The 17,079-nt window shown below is 68.7% G+C and carries 14 protein-coding genes; 7 read left to right on the forward strand and 7 right to left on the reverse strand.

Annotation, left to right across the window (positions count from 1 at the left end; all coding sequences use genetic code 11):
- Positions 1–322: 322 nt before the first annotated feature.
- Positions 323–1,531, reverse strand: coding sequence for an aminoglycoside phosphotransferase family protein (locus tag WMF14_RS04105; RefSeq protein WP_437798873.1), 1,209 nt, complete (start codon positions 1,529–1,531; stop codon positions 323–325).
- A 395-nt stretch (positions 1,532–1,926) separates the two neighbouring features.
- Between WMF14_RS04105 and WMF14_RS04110 the strand changes: the two genes are divergently transcribed.
- The 3 genes from WMF14_RS04110 (at position 1,927) to WMF14_RS04120 (ending at position 5,815) form a co-directional block, all read left to right on the forward strand.
- The gene (locus WMF14_RS04110) at positions 1,927–3,315 is read left to right on the forward strand and encodes an IS1380 family transposase (RefSeq protein ID WP_437789980.1); all 1,389 of its coding nucleotides are present in this window, start codon (positions 1,927–1,929) and stop codon (positions 3,313–3,315) included.
- Between the two features lie 313 nt (positions 3,316–3,628).
- Positions 3,629–4,660 carry a lipase family protein gene (locus WMF14_RS04115; RefSeq protein ID WP_437798875.1) on the forward strand — a complete coding sequence of 344 codons (1,032 nt, stop codon included), beginning with the start codon at positions 3,629–3,631 and terminating at the stop codon, positions 4,658–4,660.
- A gap of 156 nt (positions 4,661–4,816) precedes the next feature.
- Positions 4,817–5,815 carry a lipase family protein gene (locus tag WMF14_RS04120; RefSeq protein WP_437798877.1) on the forward strand — a complete coding sequence of 333 codons (999 nt, stop codon included), beginning with the start codon at positions 4,817–4,819 and terminating at the stop codon, positions 5,813–5,815.
- Positions 5,816–6,159: 344 nt separating this feature from the next.
- On the opposite strand, the gene WMF14_RS04125 is transcribed toward WMF14_RS04120, so the two are convergent.
- Positions 6,160–7,083: an RNA ligase family protein gene (locus tag WMF14_RS04125; RefSeq protein WP_437798878.1), complete on the reverse strand. Its 924-nt coding sequence runs from the start codon at positions 7,081–7,083 to the stop codon at positions 6,160–6,162.
- A 328-nt stretch (positions 7,084–7,411) separates the two neighbouring features.
- On the opposite strand from WMF14_RS04125, the gene WMF14_RS04130 reads away from it, so the two are divergent.
- On the forward strand, positions 7,412–9,322 hold the full coding sequence (locus WMF14_RS04130) for a response regulator (RefSeq protein WP_437798880.1): 1,911 nt from the start codon (positions 7,412–7,414) through the stop codon (positions 9,320–9,322).
- Positions 9,323–9,434: 112 nt separating this feature from the next.
- Here WMF14_RS04130 and WMF14_RS04135 read toward each other — a convergent pair whose 3' ends face one another.
- The gene (locus tag WMF14_RS04135) at positions 9,435–10,007 is read right to left on the reverse strand and encodes a hypothetical protein (protein ID WP_437798881.1); all 573 of its coding nucleotides are present in this window, start codon (positions 10,005–10,007) and stop codon (positions 9,435–9,437) included.
- A gap of 401 nt (positions 10,008–10,408) precedes the next feature.
- Here WMF14_RS04135 and WMF14_RS04140 point away from each other — a divergent pair, with 401 nt between their 5' ends.
- Positions 10,409–10,915 carry a DUF1993 domain-containing protein gene (locus WMF14_RS04140; RefSeq protein WP_272097846.1) on the forward strand — a complete coding sequence of 169 codons (507 nt, stop codon included), beginning with the start codon at positions 10,409–10,411 and terminating at the stop codon, positions 10,913–10,915.
- Positions 10,916–11,144: 229 nt separating this feature from the next.
- Here the strand turns inward: WMF14_RS04140 and WMF14_RS04145 are convergent, their stop codons facing one another.
- Positions 11,145–11,636, reverse strand: coding sequence for a UPF0262 family protein (locus tag WMF14_RS04145; RefSeq protein WP_437798882.1), 492 nt, complete (start codon positions 11,634–11,636; stop codon positions 11,145–11,147).
- A 505-nt stretch (positions 11,637–12,141) separates the two neighbouring features.
- On the opposite strand from WMF14_RS04145, the gene WMF14_RS04150 reads away from it, so the two are divergent.
- Positions 12,142–12,900 carry a hypothetical protein gene (locus tag WMF14_RS04150; protein WP_437798883.1) on the forward strand — a complete coding sequence of 253 codons (759 nt, stop codon included), beginning with the start codon at positions 12,142–12,144 and terminating at the stop codon, positions 12,898–12,900.
- Positions 12,901–12,948: 48 nt separating this feature from the next.
- Here WMF14_RS04150 and WMF14_RS04155 read toward each other — a convergent pair whose 3' ends face one another.
- Positions 12,949–13,800, reverse strand: coding sequence for an NAD(P)H-binding protein (locus WMF14_RS04155; protein WP_437798884.1), 852 nt, complete (start codon positions 13,798–13,800; stop codon positions 12,949–12,951).
- A 131-nt stretch (positions 13,801–13,931) separates the two neighbouring features.
- On the opposite strand from WMF14_RS04155, the gene WMF14_RS04160 reads away from it, so the two are divergent.
- The gene (locus WMF14_RS04160) at positions 13,932–14,765 is read left to right on the forward strand and encodes a helix-turn-helix domain-containing protein (RefSeq protein ID WP_437798885.1); all 834 of its coding nucleotides are present in this window, start codon (positions 13,932–13,934) and stop codon (positions 14,763–14,765) included.
- Positions 14,766–14,832: 67 nt separating this feature from the next.
- Here WMF14_RS04160 and WMF14_RS04165 read toward each other — a convergent pair whose 3' ends face one another.
- Both WMF14_RS04165 and WMF14_RS04170 read right to left on the reverse strand, forming a co-directional pair.
- Positions 14,833–15,297, reverse strand: a complete 465-nt coding sequence (locus WMF14_RS04165; protein WP_437798886.1) for a hypothetical protein — start codon at positions 15,295–15,297, stop codon at positions 14,833–14,835.
- On the reverse strand, positions 15,287–16,876 hold the full coding sequence (locus WMF14_RS04170; RefSeq protein WP_437798887.1) for a B12-binding domain-containing radical SAM protein: 1,590 nt from the start codon (positions 16,874–16,876) through the stop codon (positions 15,287–15,289). Before WMF14_RS04170 ends, WMF14_RS04165 begins: the two co-directional genes overlap by 11 nt.
- Between the last annotated feature and the right edge of the window lie 203 nt (positions 16,877–17,079).

Below are 17,079 nucleotides of genomic sequence, written 5' to 3' on the forward strand. Positions count from 1 at the left end.
TCCAGGCGAGCGGCGCGTCGACCATCGGCTCGAGCTTGCTCGCACCTTCGAGGCCGGCGACAGGCCGAGCGGTCGACCGATCGCCTCGTGAACGCCACGAAGTTCACGGTCCCGCGCCGGATGTACTCTCGACTTGGACACAGCTCCCTGACACCGGGCAGCTTTGCCCAAGTCGAGACTAGAGCGACAAACGGGTTAAAACCGCCAAAAAAGAGCAGAATTTGAACCGCCCAGGCGCCAAGGACGCCAAGATAGAGTTCTGTTCTTGGCGTCCTTGGCGCCTTGGCGGTTCATTTCACGCTCGAACAACGTGATCGGTGTTCTAGTAGGATCGAGAGCGCACCACCGCTGCTGTCCGCGCGAGCCACTCCATGGGATCTCTCGCGTGGTAGGGGTGCTCCGACAGCTCGATGTCGTCGAGGAACTTGCGGTAGATGGTCGCCTGGCGGGCCGCGGCGACGGGCGCGAGCAGCTCGGCGGCGCGCTCGGGGTCGGAGCCCGGAATCGCGGCGCGCCACGCGCGGCTCCAGGAGCTCCGGAGCGGCTCGACGGCGCCGGGCGGGGCCCCGTCGAGGAACGCTGGCTGATCGAGCAGCGGATGCCCGACGCCGCTGTCGCCCCAGTCCAGCAGGACGGCCGACGTCGCGTCGCCGCGGGCGTTGCCCACGTGGAAGTCGCCGTGAACCAGCGTGTCGGGAAGCCCGGCCTCGGCGAGGCGAGCGAAGCGCTCGGGCAGGCCATCGACGAAGCTGTCGAGGATCGCCCGATCGCCGGCGGACAGCTCGGGCGTCCGACCCACCACGTCCGCGACGAGCCGGCTCAGGGCCGGCCCGCGCCAGTCCGGCAGCCCCAGCGAAAGGAGCTCGTCGACCTTCCGGCTCGCGTCGCGCTGCAGCCCGACGAGCAGCGAGACCAACCTCTCCCGGACGGGCAGCTCGGCCTCGTAGAGATCCTCGCCCGGGATCTCGAGCATCAGGAGCCGCCGGCCGTCGTGGCCGAGGAGGGCCGGCACGGGTCCGCCCGAGAGACGCGCGATCACGGCCCCCTCGTGCCCGAGGAAGGGAGGGACGTGCTTCAGCCAGACCGTCTGGTCGCCAGCACGGAGGCGCCACAGGCTCGATAGGTTCCACGACCGCACCTGCTCGGCGGGCGCCGTCCGCGCGAGGCCCCGATCCCGCAGGACGGCGTCCGCCCACGCGAGGTCGTCTGCAGGTCCGCCCGGCCGCGCCCACGGCTGCCGGAGCGGGTGGTCGTCGAGCGCCCCGCGCCAGGGCGCGACGCCGGGCGGCGGCGCGTCGATCTCCGCCTCCGCGAGGTAGGTGACCGCCCCGCCGTGGGGCGCCGGGAGCTCGGCGGCGAGCATCCGGAGGACCGTCACCTGGAGGCCGAAGCGCTCGCGGGCACCCTGGACGACCGCTTGCGCGTCCTGCCACCACGGCGTCGCGACCGGAAAGGGCGGCAGCGCGCCCAGGAGCTCACCCGCGGTGCTGACGAGGACGAGCCGGGCGAGGCGCGGCGGTTGAGTCGGCACTGGGCGATGATAGCGAAGGGCCGGTGCTGGTCGAGAGCTCAGATCTGTGGCGCCCGGAAGTGCTCCCATGACGCGAGAATCAATCGCCTTAGACTCCCGCTGGAAGCTCCGGAATCCCGAGCGCGCGACCCCACGGAAGGGATGGTCTGGTCCGATGGGCCCGCGTGCGCAGCGTGAGGCGCCGTGCCTGAGCCGCGAGGCCACCCGGGAGGCAAGGCTGCGCTGCGGGGTGGCGGGCGGACTGCATCGGCTTGCGAACTTTTCGTGACGGCACAAGGATGCCTCTTAAGCGTGGATTTCGCGCCCAGAAATCCGATCCGGGGCGTGAGAAATCCGGCGCTGTAAAAGGAACGCCTTGAAAGAAAGGCTCGGCGTGGCGACCCGTCCGGGTTGCTATGACCAAACGAAGGCACACGCCGAGCACCTCCAAGGTGCGCCGGCGCGAACTCGGGTTCAAGAGGAAAGGCGACGGGCGGCACCAGGAGCGAATCCGGCGGCCAAACCCTGCCATGATTCACATCGCGCCTACGGAGAAGAATCTGACGGGCATCGCAGGGCTTGCCCCATTCGGCGCCTTCATCCGGGAGCTTGGCGTCGACGCGGCCTTGAGCCGCAGGTTCTTCCGGCTGAAGTCGGGTCGCTCGGTTATCTACCCGATGGCCGCGCAGATGCGCCTGCTGATGGACGGCGCGCTCGCCGGCGAGGAGCGCGTCTTCGGCATCGAGGCGCTCGCCGTCGATCCGCTCTTCGTACGCCTCGCCGGCGGGGTCGTCCCGAGCATCGACACCGTCTACCGGGACCTGTGCCGCTTCGACGACGATGCGCTCGAGGCGCTGCACAGCATGGTCGTCGATCACGGGCTTGCCCTGGTTGCTCGCCGAAAGCACCGATTCGTGCATATCGACGTCGACACCACCGTGGAGCCGCTCTTCGGAATGCAGGAGGGGGCGCGGCCGGGCCCGAACCCGCGCTACCACGGCCGGCCGAGCTATCATCCGATCCTGGCGCGGATCGCCGAGGTTGACGCCATCGTCGGGGCCAAGCTGCGACCGGGCGACACGAGCTTCGGCGAAGCCGATGTGCCCTTCGTCGAGAAGTGCATTGATCGCGCGCGCGCCGCAGCTCCGAGTGCAGCCATCTACGTACGGATCGATGGCGCTGGGGATTGCAGCGCCTTGATGCACGCCGTTGCTGCGAAGGGATGCTTTTTCCTGACCAAGGCGCGGATGAGCCCCGATCTGGTGGGCAGGATCGCGTACGCCACCGGATGGCGGACCATCGACCGAGATGCCGACGGTCGTCCTCGACGGCAGGTGACCGAGGTGCTCTTCCGGCGCCGCGATTGGCCCGATGGGGTCCGCGTCATCGCCGTACGCACACGCGACCGGGAGAATGGCAAGCAGATCAACCTTTGGGAGGGGCTCGACTACACGGTGCAGGTCTTTTTGACCAACGAGCCGGTCGAAGCGCCGGAAGACGTCGCGGCGCGGTATGACCTGCGCGCGGGCATCGAGCCGCTCATTGGCGAGCTCAAGCACGGGTGGGGATGCGGTCGCGTGCCGAGCCACTGCTTCAACGCCAATCATGCCGCGCTGCTGCTGAAGCTGCTGACGGCCAACCTGATGCGCCGCTATGTGCTGGAGCACGTTCCGCACCTGGCGAGCTGGCGAACGCCGTGGCTGCGCCGCGCGCTGATCCTCGTTCCGGGAAGGTTGGCCCGGTCGGGTCGGGGCACGACCCTGCACGTGCCGACGTGCTCGCAGCTCGCCCGCTGGCTCAATTGAAAATGAAACCAGCCGAAATGATCGTGGGGGGTAAGGGGGGCGTGCGCCTTCGTGACGCTCTGGGCGTCAGCCAATTGTAGTTTAAACCGCACGCGCTTGGCCGAGCGCCGCTCGCACGGCGCCTTCGGCTCGCTCGTGCCCCCCTGGGCGCGAAATCCACGTTAAGCGGCGGTCGCGTCATGGGTACATTCGCACTCATGCTGTGAAGGGAGTGTCACCTGTTTTCGTTTGGGGAGGTAATTCGATGACTACCCGCTCATGTTACACAGCATTCCCTTTAGCGTCTACGCTGGATGCTGTCGTCGTTCGAACGTTGCTGGAGCACGCGACCTCGCCGGAGGAGCATGACAGCGATGCCACGTATCTCCTCGCCGCGGTTTCCGCATGGGCCTACGCGCGGGATTCGTTTGCGAAAGCGATTGTTCGGAAGTTTCAGCACAATTTCCACGTGGAATCATTCCGTATCACCAACGACGCGCTCCGAGTGGACGGAAATGCGCACTTGATTCGCAGCGATAATGGAAAACTCGCCATTCTCTGCTTTCAAGGAGCGGAATGGAGGACGCTTCTCGAGTGGACGTTCAACACCAGCGTGAACGCCAGCATGGTGCAGTTTATGGGCATCGGGCGCGTAAACGACGTGTTTTTTCGTAATGTTGATGTCATCAGGCCAGCGTTCCGCGAGGCCCTCGCACGGGCCTTGGGCGTTCCGCTCGAGCCTGAGGGTGGTATCGCGGAGTCTCCTTGTTGCAACCCGATTGAAAAATTGTACATCACGGGCCATGGCATCGGCGGCGGCATGGCCGCCGTCGCTACGGCGATGCTATGGAATGATCCGGACGAACGCTTGCGTGCTGCAATTCGACACACTTTCCATGGGGTGTACACGTTCGGCCAGCCGATGGTGGGCGACGGTACGTTCGCAACGAGCTGTCAGAAGCAGTTCGGTTCAAGGGTGTTTCGGCACGAGTATACGGGCGACATCATCCCGTCCCTGAGACCCTTCCTGTTGAAAGGAGATTCTGCTCTTCAGCGGATGAGCTCCATGTTTTCGGTTGATTTGTTAGTGCCATTTGGTAAGAAATACAGGTGTGGAGATCAGGGTTGGCTGCTCGAAGCAAGCGTCGCCTCGCCGGTAGGTCGGCTTTGGGCGCTCTCAATGATTCTGCCGGTGGTCAGCCTTGTGTACCCCATGATGGCCGTCGGCGGGCTCGCCATCTGGGGGGAGCAGCTACTCCTATTGATTGTGCGCGGGAATATTACTCTATTCCTGTTGCCCCACTCTCCGATCAATTATCTCAGGTGCTCCGGGTTGCACCGAGCGTCTGAGTCGCTTGTGGGCTGACCCAGTCAGGTAAGAGTGAGCCGCGACTACGAGGTGATGTGCACACGTCGAAGACCAACCGAGGGCGTGCATCAGGCGAGACGATGACTGTAAGGTGATACATTCCTCAAAGCGATGTGATCTCATCCGTGAACGCTCGTTTGTGGAGAAGTTCCGATGTCTATTCAGCCGAATTCATGTGATTCGATGAGTGGGTTGCCCTCTGTCGTCGTTAGTTCGGTGTTGGCCCGCGCGACCGAGCCGGAGGAGCATGATGAGGATGTTGCGTACCTCCTCGCCGCGGCTTGCGCGTGGGCCTACGCGCGGGATGAGTTCGAGCTCGTGATGCGGCAGAAGTTCAATCATGATTTTCATGTGGATCACTTCGCTATCGCTAACGATGCGCTCCTCGTGGACGCGAATGCGTACTTGATCCGCAGCGAAAATGGCGAATTCGGTGTCCTCTGCTTCCAAGGGACGGCGCCTAAGAACGTTACTCAATGGCTCTTGAACGCGAATACCCGCATGGTGCAGTTCGTGGACATCGGGCGCGTTCATGACGGATTTTATCGAAACGTAGAGATCGTCAGGCCGCGATTCCGCAAGGCTCTCGCGCGAGCCTTGGGCGTTCCGCTGGAATCAGAGGACCGTGCCCCCCAGCCTCCTTTCAGCCCTATCAAAAGGCTCTACATTACGGGACATAGCCTTGGCGGCGGTATGGCCGCGCTCGCCTCGGCGATGCTCTGGAACGACCACGACCAGCGGCTGCGAGACGCGATCCGGAGCACCCTTCATGGAGTGTATACTTTCGGGCAACCGATGGTGGGCGACCATGTGTTCGTTGAGACATGTGAGGAGCGGTTCGGTGCGAGGGTGTTCCGGCACGTCTACAAACATGACCTCGTCCCGCGCCTGCCGCCGCGAACAACCGGCTCGTTTGCGCACTTCGGGAAGGAGTATTACTGTGCAGAGCAAGGGTGGCTGCTCCGGCCGAAGGCTATCTCGCAGGTGTATACCGCTCTTCTGACCGTGCCGATCGGTGCCATTGCGTGGGGGCTCGAGCAATTCGCGTTTGCGCGCTGGGTCAGCCTCCCGTTCTCTATGTCCGATCACTCTCCGATTAACTATCTCTGGTGCTCTGGGCGTCACCGAGCTATTGAGCTGCTCGCGGGGTGAGGGGCGGGGCTGTGCCGCGCAGCCGCCGTGAGCGTTGTTGGGAGCCTAGATCCGTCATCCTTGACTTTGACCGCCTTCATCGGCAGTCTGCTGGCGCATCGAATGGCCATGTCAAGGTGACGGCTCAGGGCATTCTGCAAGTTTCAGTCTGTAATCTTCTGAGAGCCACGATTCTTCTTACTGAGAAAGGCTCTGAGGCGTCAAGGTTGCCAGGAGAGCATTGGGGGCGAGAAGCAACCAACGCCGCCGGTCGTCAGCGCATCATTCCCCCATCTCTTCTCCCTTTTGGCATCCTTGGCGTCTTCTCTGCGCCTTCATTCTTCTCGTCCGAGCAACGCTCTCGTCTAGAGCGGTTGCCCCGCGACGGCCGTCCTGACGGCGCGCTCCAGCGCCTCGCCGTCCTCGGGCGAGAGCGCCCGCATCGCGCCGGGGAACGCCGCCTCGAGATCCACGAGCACGTCGAGGGCCGCCTCCTCGTCGACGGCGGCCCGGTCGTGGCGCCCCACCTTCGACGCGGCGGACGAGAGGCGCGGGCCGTTCACGAGCCGCTCCCCCCAGCGGATCAGCGCGGCGAGGTCGACAGGGCGCTCCGGGTCCCACGGCGCGCTCTCGTCGAAGCGATCCTCGCGCATCTCGGCGATCTTGCGCTTCAAGGCCATGTAGGCCCCGGCCGGCATGCGGACGTCGGGCTTGGCCACCAGCCCCTCCGCGAGGTTCTCCGGGCCGAGGGGCGGCAGCCCCAGGGCGGACGCGACGCGCGACGGGAAGCGCTCGGGCACGGCGGCGATCTCCGCCTTGCGCCCCCGGGCGAGCAGCGGGGGCATCATGAACCCCGCCGCGGCGGCGACCGGGGCCGCCTCGCTCCAGGCCAGGAAGGCGTCCTCGCCGGCATCGACCGCGCGCAGCTCGAAGGGCGCCCACCGCAGGTCGGGCGCGTACCAGACCCCGGTCTGCACGGGGCTCACGCCGCCCGAGGGCACGTCCGGATGCGGGTAGCCGCCGCCGAAGAGCTCGCCGTAGAGGACGAGCCGCGCCGCGCCGACCGCGGCGTACGCCGCGCGGGCGGCGTCCCGGAGCGACGCGCGGAGCAGCTGCCAGCCGAAGAAGGGGTCCTCGTCCCGGAGCCACCCCTTGCGCTTGCCGAAATGGACGCCGGCCGCGTCCACGCCGATCACGAGCTGCGCGCCGTGGATCTTCTCGAGCGCGACCCAGGTCGGGGCCTCGCTCGCGCCGAGGCACGGCATCTTCGGGAAGGGAAGGAACTCCATTTCCGGCGACGATAGCGCCGACGGCGCGGCTTCCAGCGACGATAGCGCCGACGGCGCAGCCGCTCCTCGGACGCCGGGGTACCGGTCAAATTTTGACAGGGAGACGGGGAGGCATGGAGAAAAAACTCAGTAAATCTCCCCGCCTCCCTGTGATCTTTCTCGGCAAAATCGACCCCCACCGGCGCCGGGATGGTGCGTCGCGTCGTCCACCGCAGAGGAGCACGCCAATCCCCGCTCCGCCCGTGCTGCGATCCGCTGGCGCGGCCAGCGCGCGAGGCGCTTGACTTCCGGGAAAGTGTAGGAGTTCCTTAGCCGTCAGGGGGTCACCATGTCCGCTGAACCCAGCCGGGCGCCGCCTGCGCCTTGCTTTCGCCTCCTGCTGATCGAGGACAGCGCCATCGCTGCCTCGGTCGTGCAAAGCCACCTCGACGCCGTGCCGTGGCAGCGCGCCGAGCTCGCGCACGCGGAGACGCTCGCCGCCGGGCTCGCGCGCGTGAACGAGGGGTGGGATGTCGTCCTCCTCGACCTGTCCTTGCCCGATGGGGAAGGCATCGAGGTGGTCGAGCGGGTGCGTGCGGTCGACCCCCATGTGCCCATCGTGGTGCTGACGGGCCACGACGACGTCCGCCTCGCGGAGCGCGCGCTCGGCGCCTCGGTGCAGGATTACCTCGTGAAGCGGGGCCTCGACGCGGATTCATTGTGGCGAGCCATCCGCTATGCGGTCAGCCGCCAGCAGCTCCTGACGCAGCTCGCGCGGGCGATGGCGGAGGCCCGGGAGAACGAGGCCAACCTGCACCAGCTCATCGCCCGGAGCGCCGATGGGGTGATCGTGCTGGATCCCTCCGGGACGGTGCTCTTCGCGAACCCCGCTGCAGAGTCGCTGCTGGGCGACGGGCGCCCCGTCGCCGGGCGGGGCTGTCCGGCGGCGCTCTGCGCCGGCGAGACGAGCCTGGAGATCGGAGGGCAGCAGGTCGCCATCGACGTTCGCTGGGTCGACGTGGACTGGCAGGGGCGCCCCTCGCGCATGGCGCTCCTGCGCGACGTGACCGGGCGGCGCCGGGCCGAGGAGCTGAGGTCACGGCTCGAGCGCAGCGAGCGGCTCGCCGCGGTCGGCCAGCTGGCGGCGGGCGTGGCCCACGAGATCAACAATCCGCTCGCGTACGTGGTGGCCAACCTCGAGCTGCTCGCCCGCGAGGTGCGGCGGCTGGCGGACAAGGGCGTCGCCGCCGAGCACCTCGCCCAGCCGCTCGCGGACGCCCGCCACGGCGCGGCGCGTGTGATGGACATCGTCGGGGATCTCAGGGTGTTCGCGCGCGCGGAGGCGAACGAGGCGATCGGGCCGACCGACGTCAACGCGGTGATCGAGAGCGCGCTCAACATCGTGCATTCCCAGATGAAGCACCGCGCGCGGGTCGTGCGCGAGCTCGCCCCGGTGGCTCCCGTGAGCGGCGCGGAGGGGCGCCTGACGCAGGTGTTCGTCAACCTGCTCATCAACGCGGCGCAGTCGATCGGGGAGGGGCGGGTCGCCGACAACGTCGTCGAGGTGCGGACCCGCGATCAGGGCCGGGAGGTCGTCGCGGAGATCGTGGACTCTGGCTGCGGCGTGCCCGAAGAGCACATGCACAGGCTGTTCGAGCCGTTCTTCACCACGAAGCGCGCGGGGGAGGGGACGGGGCTCGGACTCGCGATCTGCCGCAACATCGTCGAGTCGTGCGGCGGCACGATCGGCGTCAGCAGCAAGGCCGGCGTCGGCACCTGCGTCCGCGTCCGGCTGCCCGCCTGGGCGAGCGCCGAGCGCACCCCTCGTCGCGCGCCGCCTGCGCCCGCGCGGGATGACGAGCCGACGCGGCGCGCCCGGATCCTGATCGTGGACGACGAGCCCCTCCTCCTGCGCGCGCTGCGTGGGCTCCTCGAGGCGTCGCACGAGGTCGTCTGCGTGCGCTCGGGCCGAGAGGCCCAGAGGACGCTCCGGCTGGACTCGGCCTTCGATGTCGTGCTCTGCGACATCGTGATGCAGGAGGGCACGGGGATAGAGCTCCACGAGTGGATCGAGGCGGAGCTGCCGGCGCTCGTCGACCGGGTGCTGTTCATGACCGGAGGGGGCACGAGCGAGGTGAGCAGGCGGTTCCTCTCGGCCCGCGCGGGGCGTGTGCTGCCGAAGCCGATCAACCCGGCGGAGCTGCTCCGGCGGATCGAGGCGCTGCTGCAGGCGAGAGCGGCAGAGCCCGAGAGGATGTAGCGACGAGCCCGGGGGCGGGAAGGTGGGAATCGGGGCCGGCCGGGAAGGGGGGAGTCGGACCCCGCCCCCCGGCGCGCTGTTGGCCGCGCGCCGCGCGCCGCGCGGCGCGGGCTCATGTCCCGCCGCAGGCCTCGTACTCCGCCTTGCACGCGTCCGCGCCCGCCTGCTGCACGCACGCCCTGCAGTCCGCCGCGATGCCCCGGCCGGCGCACTCCGTCTCGCACTCCTCGGCGCACACGCCCGTCGCGCAGACGCAGGCGATGAGCGCGTCCGTCTCGGCATCTTGCAGGGGATCCGTGTTTGGATCGCAGCCTTGCACGCACGCGCAGCAGATGCCGTCGCCAGGGCAGCAGCCGTCGCTGCGCCCGAGGGGACAGCGGCAGGCGCCGCCGCCTTGCTCCATGCACGGTCCGTAGCCGCTGCCGTCGGCGAGGCACGTGGCGACGCCCGGCGCGCTGACGGCGTGACAGGTGCAGGACATGGTCTCGCCAGGAACGCAGGTCGCGCCAGTGGCCGAGCTGGAGGTCGTCGAGCTTTCGCTGGTCGAGCTGGAGGCCGTCGAGCTTTCGCTGGTCGAGCTGGCGGTCGACCCGCCGCTCCCGGTCGGGTCGGGGTCGGTCGTCGTGGAGCCGCACGCGGTCGTGAGCGCAGCCGTGAACAAGCAGAGGAAAAGGATGTTTCGCATCGGCGCCCCCTATAGCGCGCCGCCCTCGCGGCCGTCGAGGGCCATCACGGCGCGCTCCCGTCCCGCGCCCTCCCCGGCACCGAGCCGCTCGCCGCGGCATCCCGTCATGGAGTCTGGTTCGTCAATGCCCTTTACATTACTTCACGAGCGCGTCATGGCGCGGAGCGCCCGGCGGGCGTGTCCTCAGCGCTGGAGTCCGTGGATCCCGGCGAACGGGCGCGTGCTCGGGCGCCCGGGTGGTCGGGGGCGGCCCCGCGTGAGAGAGCGTGCTTGCCTGACGAGCAGGATGCCCTATGTTCGCGCCTGCTCGCGTCCCCGCCGGGGGGTGCGTCGGCGCCGCGCCGCGTGCGCCGTGCGGGGAACGCGCTGCCTGAACCGTGCGATAGCAAGGAGATGAGAAGATGACGATCTCGATGTATCAAGCCTCGGTCCCGGTGCTCGTCAGGATGCTCGGCAACCTCTCGGCGATCCTCACCAAGGCGGCCGCGTATGCCGAGGCGAAGAAGATCGAGCCTCGCGTCCTGCTCGACGCGCGCCTCGCCCCGGACATGCTCTCGCTCACGCGCCAGGTGCAGATCGCCACCGACTCGGCCAAGGGCTGTGGAGCGCGGCTGGCGGCCGTGGACCTGCCGAAGTACGAGGACAACGAGGCCAGCTTCGACGAGCTACAGGCCCGCATCGCCAAGACCGTCGCGTTCCTGAAAAGCCTCCGGCCCGAGCAGATCGACGGCTCCGAGGACCGCGATGTCTCCATCCCGGCGCGCGACCAGACGCTGCAGTTCAAGGGCCTTGTTTACCTGCTGAACTTCGTGCTGCCCAACTTCTATTTCCACGTGACGACCGCCTACGCGATCTTGCGCCACAACGGGCTCGACATCGGCAAGATGGACTTCCTAGGCGCCCGCTGATCCGAGCGGCGGCCACCCGAGCGGCGGGCACCCGCTGCGGATACGGGCCCACCTCGACGTTTTCGGTGCTCAGCGCACTGGAGTGCGCTTCCGCGCCGAAAACGCCGATCTGGGCCCGTCTCCTGTGCGGGTGACCGCCGCTCGTCGTCGCTTCGGGGGCGGATTCAGAAGAGATGAAGATTTCTTTTTTTGCGGGCATGCCCTGACGCCGTGGCTGTCAGGGGGCTGACTACCGCGCGCGCCTTCGATCGTGTTGATGCGCTGGAAGCGGGCCGAGCCGCGTCGTGTCGACGAGGAGCGAGACGACGAGCGAGAAGAAGCGGCGGCGCGTCTCGAAGCTCGGGCTCAGGTCGGGGAGGAGGGCGCCTATCCGCCCTGCGCCGGCGTCGTGGAGGACGCGCTTGGCCATGTCGAGCGGCTCGATGTGGGCGGGGTAGAGGTCGTCCCCGGAGAGCTTTCTGATGAGGCCCACGTACTCGCCCACGAGCGGCGCGACGTCCGCCCGCGCGAGGGCGAGCGCGTCCACCGGGAGGGAGCTCGCCGTGAAGACGAAGTGGAGATCTTTGTCGTCGCAACCGGCGACGAGGGTGCAGGGCTCGCGCGAGGGCCAGGGCGGCTCGCCGGAGACGATATCGGCCGTGATCGTGCGCCACTCCTGCCTGCGGAGCGGCGACGCGCTCGACCAGAGGCGCTCTTCGATTCGGATGGCATGGACGGGCATAGGGGCTGAGCTCAGTGTAGCGCTCACGCGTCACAGTTGTAACGGCTCACGGTAGGGTACCGAGAAGTCAACATAACTCCATAATCTACGCATTGTCCACATTTGGCCCGGTGCGCGATCGCCGTCGAGACCGTCGAACGCCCCGGATAGAATTCCGTAGCAATCTCTGCTTCGTCATCCCCAACCACCGACGCGCAGCCGCTCGCTTCAACAGCTTGTTGGGCGGCGACGTCACGGAAGGACGCGCTTTGTGCACAGGTCGAGCGCTTCGGGGAACGACGACAAGGTCTGTTTGAGAGAATGACTCCGGGCGATGCACTCAAATGTCTCGTCGTGGAAGGCGCCAGCCGCCCGCATCGACGCCGCCCGAAGCAGTCTGCGCCGAGCCTGATGGGGCGCGGTGGACCGGGCCCACGCGGTGGTGGTAGGAGGAGATATGGCGACGAGGCGTGCAGCATGGATGTGCGCGGCGTGGATTTTCACAGCCGGTGGATGCACCACGCTCGTGGGGCTGGACGATAGCTACCACCTGGAAGGAGCGGGTGGCGAGGCCGGCGCGGGCGCTGGCGGCGAGGCCGGTACGGGTGGCGAGGCCGGCGCGGGGGCGGGCGGGGGCGAGGTCGTCGTCCCCACGGACGTCGAGCTGATCGACGACATGGAAGACGGCGACAGCGCCATCGATGAGGCCGGTGGCAGGGTCGGCTACTGGTACAGCTTCAATGATGGGACGGGCACGCAGACTCCCCCGGTCTACTCGGAAGAGAACCCCGTCGGGTTCATCCCGGAGACGCTCGCGGAGCCGCGCGGCGAGAGCACGATGGCGATGCACACGTTCGGATCCGGCTTCACCGAGTGGGGCGCGGGGTTCGGCTTCGCGCTGAACGGCCCCGACGGGGGCCGGCTCGCCTACGACGCGTCGGCGTACAGCGGCATCGTGTTCTGGGCCAAGCTCGGCGACGCGGGCGCGGCGACGACGATGAAGGTCAACATCACGGACAAGACCTCGGACCCCGCGGGCGGGATCTGCGATGAATCGGGAGAGGACGTGGCCAATCCGTGCTTCGACGACTGGTCAACCACCACGCACCTCGGCGCGGAGTGGGCCCCGGTCGTTATCCCCTTCGAGGAGTTCGCGCGCGGTGGTGAAGGCGCCGAGCCAACCGCCGAGCCCATCGACCTCACAGGGCTCTTCGCGATCGAGTTTGGGTTCACCCAAGGGGAAGATTTCGACGTCTATATCGACGACGTCGGGTTCTACCAATGATCGCGTGATGTGGGCCTCTCGGCGGCGTGCCCCCGCGAGCGCGGGCGCTCAGCGAAACGCGTCGAGGTGATCCCGGACCCACGTCGCGAAGGGCCGCGGCGGGCGGCCGAGGACCGCGGCGACGGCGTCCGTCGGCGCCGACGCGCGCCCGTCGCGCAGGAACGTGAGGCCCTGGACGACCGCCCCGACGAACACTTCCGGGGCGCCGGCCGCCCGCATCTTCGCCGTCGCATGCTCGACGGTGACGTCCTCGGCGGCGATCGGGCGCCCGAGCGCCTCGGCGAGGATCGCGATCTGCTCGTGCGCGTCGAGGCCGGCGGGCCCGGTGAGCGTATACGCCCGCCCGTCGTGATCGTTCGACGTGAGCGCCCGGGCGGCGACGGCCGCGACGTCGCGCGGGTCGACGATCGCGTGCTTCCCAGTGCCGGTCGAGATCTCGATCGGGGCGCCGGCGCGCACGTTGGGGGCCCACGCGAGCGCGTTCGAGTGGAATCCCGCCGGCCGGAGCAGCGTGAAGCGGCGCCGCGTCGCGATCACCGCTTCTTCTCCGGCCCGATGCCAGCTGGACGCGATGAGGTCCTCTTGCTCGGCGCCGTAAGCCGAGAGCTTGACGATCTGCTCGACCCGCGAGCGCACCACCGCCGCGGCCATCGCGCGGTCGTGATCGGCCACCGTCGGCCCCGGCGCCGTGAGCAAGAAGACGCGGTCGGCGCCTTCGAGCGAGCGCGCGAGCGATGGCGCATCCGTGAAGTCTCCGCAGGCCACCTCGACGTCGCTCCCCCAGAGCGCACGCGCGCGGGCGGGATCGCGGGTGAGCACCCGCACGTCGGCCCGGGCGGCGAGCAGCTGTGGGATCAGCGCGCGACCGATGGTGCCTGTCGCACCAGCAACAAGGATCATGAACACCTCCGTTTCGAGAGCGAAGCCTGCTGTCCCGGCGAGGCCGCCTCTTGGAGATTCCGGCACGAAGGTCGAGCGCTTCGGCGCGCGACGGCCGAGGCGGCCGAGGCCGGGCGCGCTACACTGCCGCCGTGCTTGCGCCGTTGCTCCCGCCCTCCCGCTCGGAGCGCCGCGACCTCTCGCCGCGCGCGCCGCTCCGTTCCTGGGTCTCCGACGTCCACGTGATGAGCGCCGTCCCCTCGCCGCCAGCGGGGTGGACGCGGCTGCCGAGCGGGACCACGTCGCTCGTCGCGTGCTGGACCGGCGGCGAGCCGGTCGTGGCCGCCGTGGGGCCGCTTCAGCGCGCCACGTTCAAGCCCTCGGGCGCGGTGCCTCTCTATGCTCGCCTCTCGTTCCACCCCGGGGGCGCCCGGCCCGCGCTCGGCGTCGCCGCCCACGAGCTCGTCGATCGCGTCGTCCCGCTCGACGACCTCTGGGGCGCACGCGCGCGCGAGCTCCGCCAAGCGCTCGCGCGCGCCGGCGGAGACCCGGCCGCGGCGGTGCGCCTGCTCGAGGACGCCCTCTGCCGCGCGGTCGACGCGAGCGTCGACGCCCCGGCGCGCCGGGCGCTCCTGCGCCGCGCCGTCGATGCCCTCGACGCCTCCGCGCAGGCACCCGACCCGGACGCCTCCATCCCCGCGCTCGCGCGGCGCCTCCGCGTCGCCGAGCGGACGCTGCGCGCGCTCTTCCACGAGGAGATCGGCATCTCGCCGAAGCGCTACGCCCGCATCGCGCGTATCCGTCGCGCCGCCGAGCGCCTCGCCACGACGAGCCTCGCGCGGCTCGCCCTCGAGACCGGCTTCTACGACCAGGCCCACCTCACGGCCGAGTTCCGGTCGCTGCTCGGGGTGACGCCGCGGGCCTACCTCGCCGGCGCGCGTCCGTCCGCGAGGCCCGAGTGCGGCGGCGCGACGGCGCGCGGGTGACCTCGGCGCCGGCAGCGCGCTTCTTTTCCGCAGGCGCGGCGCATCCCGGGGCTGCGCGCCCCCGGGATTATTCGAGGAGGTTGTCCCGCACCGGCATCCCCTTGCGGTGTTCTTCCTTGTCCACGTGCGGTGCGCGGGGCTTCACGCCGGCGTCAGGCTTGCCGCTCGGGACCATCATCGCCCCGCCGGCGCCGGCCTCCGCGGGGGCGCCGGCGTCGCGGACCAGGATGGCCTGGCCAGCCTCCCCGTCCGCTGGCGCCGTGGCATCCATCTCCTCGCCGGCGTCGGATGCGCCCCCGCTCACGGAGCCGCTGGTCGGGGCTGGCGCGCTCTGGCCGCTGCTCCCGCCGGCCGCGCCCCGCCGGTCAGGGCCGGTCCGCGCGTCGGGGCCGCTCGGCGACGCGCCCGGGTCGCTCGCGCCGCCCTTGCAGGCAAGGAACGCCCCGGCGGCCATGGCGATCGCGATCGACGCGCCTGCCTTGAGCCGCCTCTTCAGCCGCCGCAGCCCCACCTTCTTCGGATCAGCGAACATCCGGCGCCTCCGCGCTCTCCGCCTCGAGCCGCGGGCGGCGCCTCAGCTGGATGGTCCTCGTGTCCTCGCAGGCAGCCTGCGCTGGCAGCGCAACGACGGGCAACGCTTCGGGGGCCGGGGCGGGGTACCGGTTCCCGTCGGTTCCGCGGTACACCCCGAAGATCGATAGCGCGCTGTTGACGAGCTCGGCGAGCTCGAGCCGGCGCGGCATCACGTCCGTCATGTGGCAGACGAGGTACCAGGCACGGAACATCGCATAGAAGAAATCGTTCGGCGGGAGCTTGATGAGCCGCCTCACGAGCGGCAGCAGGGCAGGAATGGCGGCCGTGACCGCGAACACCTTGTGCAGGTTCTCGATCTGCCTCTTCTCGTCATCGGATGAGAAGCGCAGCACCGACTCGGTGTAATAGCTGTCGTCGATGAGGTCGAAGTCCCCGCTGAAATGGCCGTGCTCGACCGCGTACGCAGCGATGCCCGTCCCCGGGTAGGGCGTGCACAACGTGGCGGCGGCGTAGTCCACGTCGAGCTCGATGTTGAGCTCCAGCGTCGCCAGATCGTCGTCGAGCGTCCCGCCCGGGATGCCGAGGATGTTGTCGGCGAAGACCACGATCCCCGCGCGCTTGAGGAGGCGGATCCCGTGGACGAGCCGGTCCATCCGGATCTGGCGCCGCAGGACGCCGTTCGCGAGCTCGGGGTTCGCGGTCTCTATGCCGACGTTGACGGTGTAACAGCCAGACCAGGCGAGGAGATCCACCATCTCCTCGGTCATCATGTCGGCGCGCAGGTGGCAGTAATAAGGCAGCTTCACCTCGCGACGGTAGAGCTCTCCGAACTGCCTCAGCCACTCGGCGTCGTACACGAAGATGCTCTCGCGAAAGCCGACGAACTGGAGCGGGCCTTGCTTCATCACCTGGACGAGCTCGGCCACGACGTTCTCGGGGCTCCGGACGCGCACCTTCTTCCAGCTCGAGCCGTAGTGCTCGACCAGCGACGGGTTGAAGCAGTAGCTGCAGGGGAAGGGGCACCCCCGGTTGGTGGTGAACGACTTGAGGGGGCGCCGCCGCAGGCTGTCGTCGTACTCGTAGAGCAGATGCCGCGGAGGGAAGGGGATCGCGTCGAGGTCGCGGCGCAGCCCGCGCGCTGGATTCCTGTAGATCTTCCCCTCCGATTTGACCCAGAGGTCCCGGATACCGCGGTGATCGTCGCCTCGCGCCAGCGCGTCGCACAGCTCGACGGCGGCGTCCTCGCCCTCGCCCTGGCACACCACGTCGAGCCCCGGCGTCTGGATCACCTCCGGATAGTAGGTCGCGTGCGGCCCGCCCATCAGCGACACCACCTTCGGGTAATGCTGCTTGATGTGGTGATTGAGCCCGAGATAATAGCGATGGAGCCCCGTCGTCGCCCCGAAGGCGATGACGTCCGGCCCGTACCGCCGCACCTCGGCGAGGACATCGTTGCCGCGCGTGCCGATGAACCTGCACTCGTGGCCCGCTTGCTCCAGGCATCCCGCCACGTACAGGGCGCCGAGCGGCTCGGCCCCCTCTATCTCCTTGACGATGAAGAGAACCTTGACCCCCATCGGCCGCACCTCCGCGAGTGTCTGTCGATTCGAACGGCGCCTGGCGCGGCGATGGTGCCACGACCTCACGACGGAAGGAAGGCGCCTGCTCCTTCAGCGCGATCCCGACGTCTCGACGTCCAGGCATCGAAATCGTTGGTGGTTGAAGTATCTGCTCTCGGCAGTGATGTGCAGCGAGACGCCGCGCGCTGATACCGTCGGGG

This window comes from Sorangium sp. So ce693 (genome assembly GCF_051521375.1).
In the GTDB taxonomy this organism is placed as follows: domain Bacteria; phylum Myxococcota_A; class Polyangia; order Polyangiales; family Polyangiaceae; genus Sorangium; species Sorangium atrum.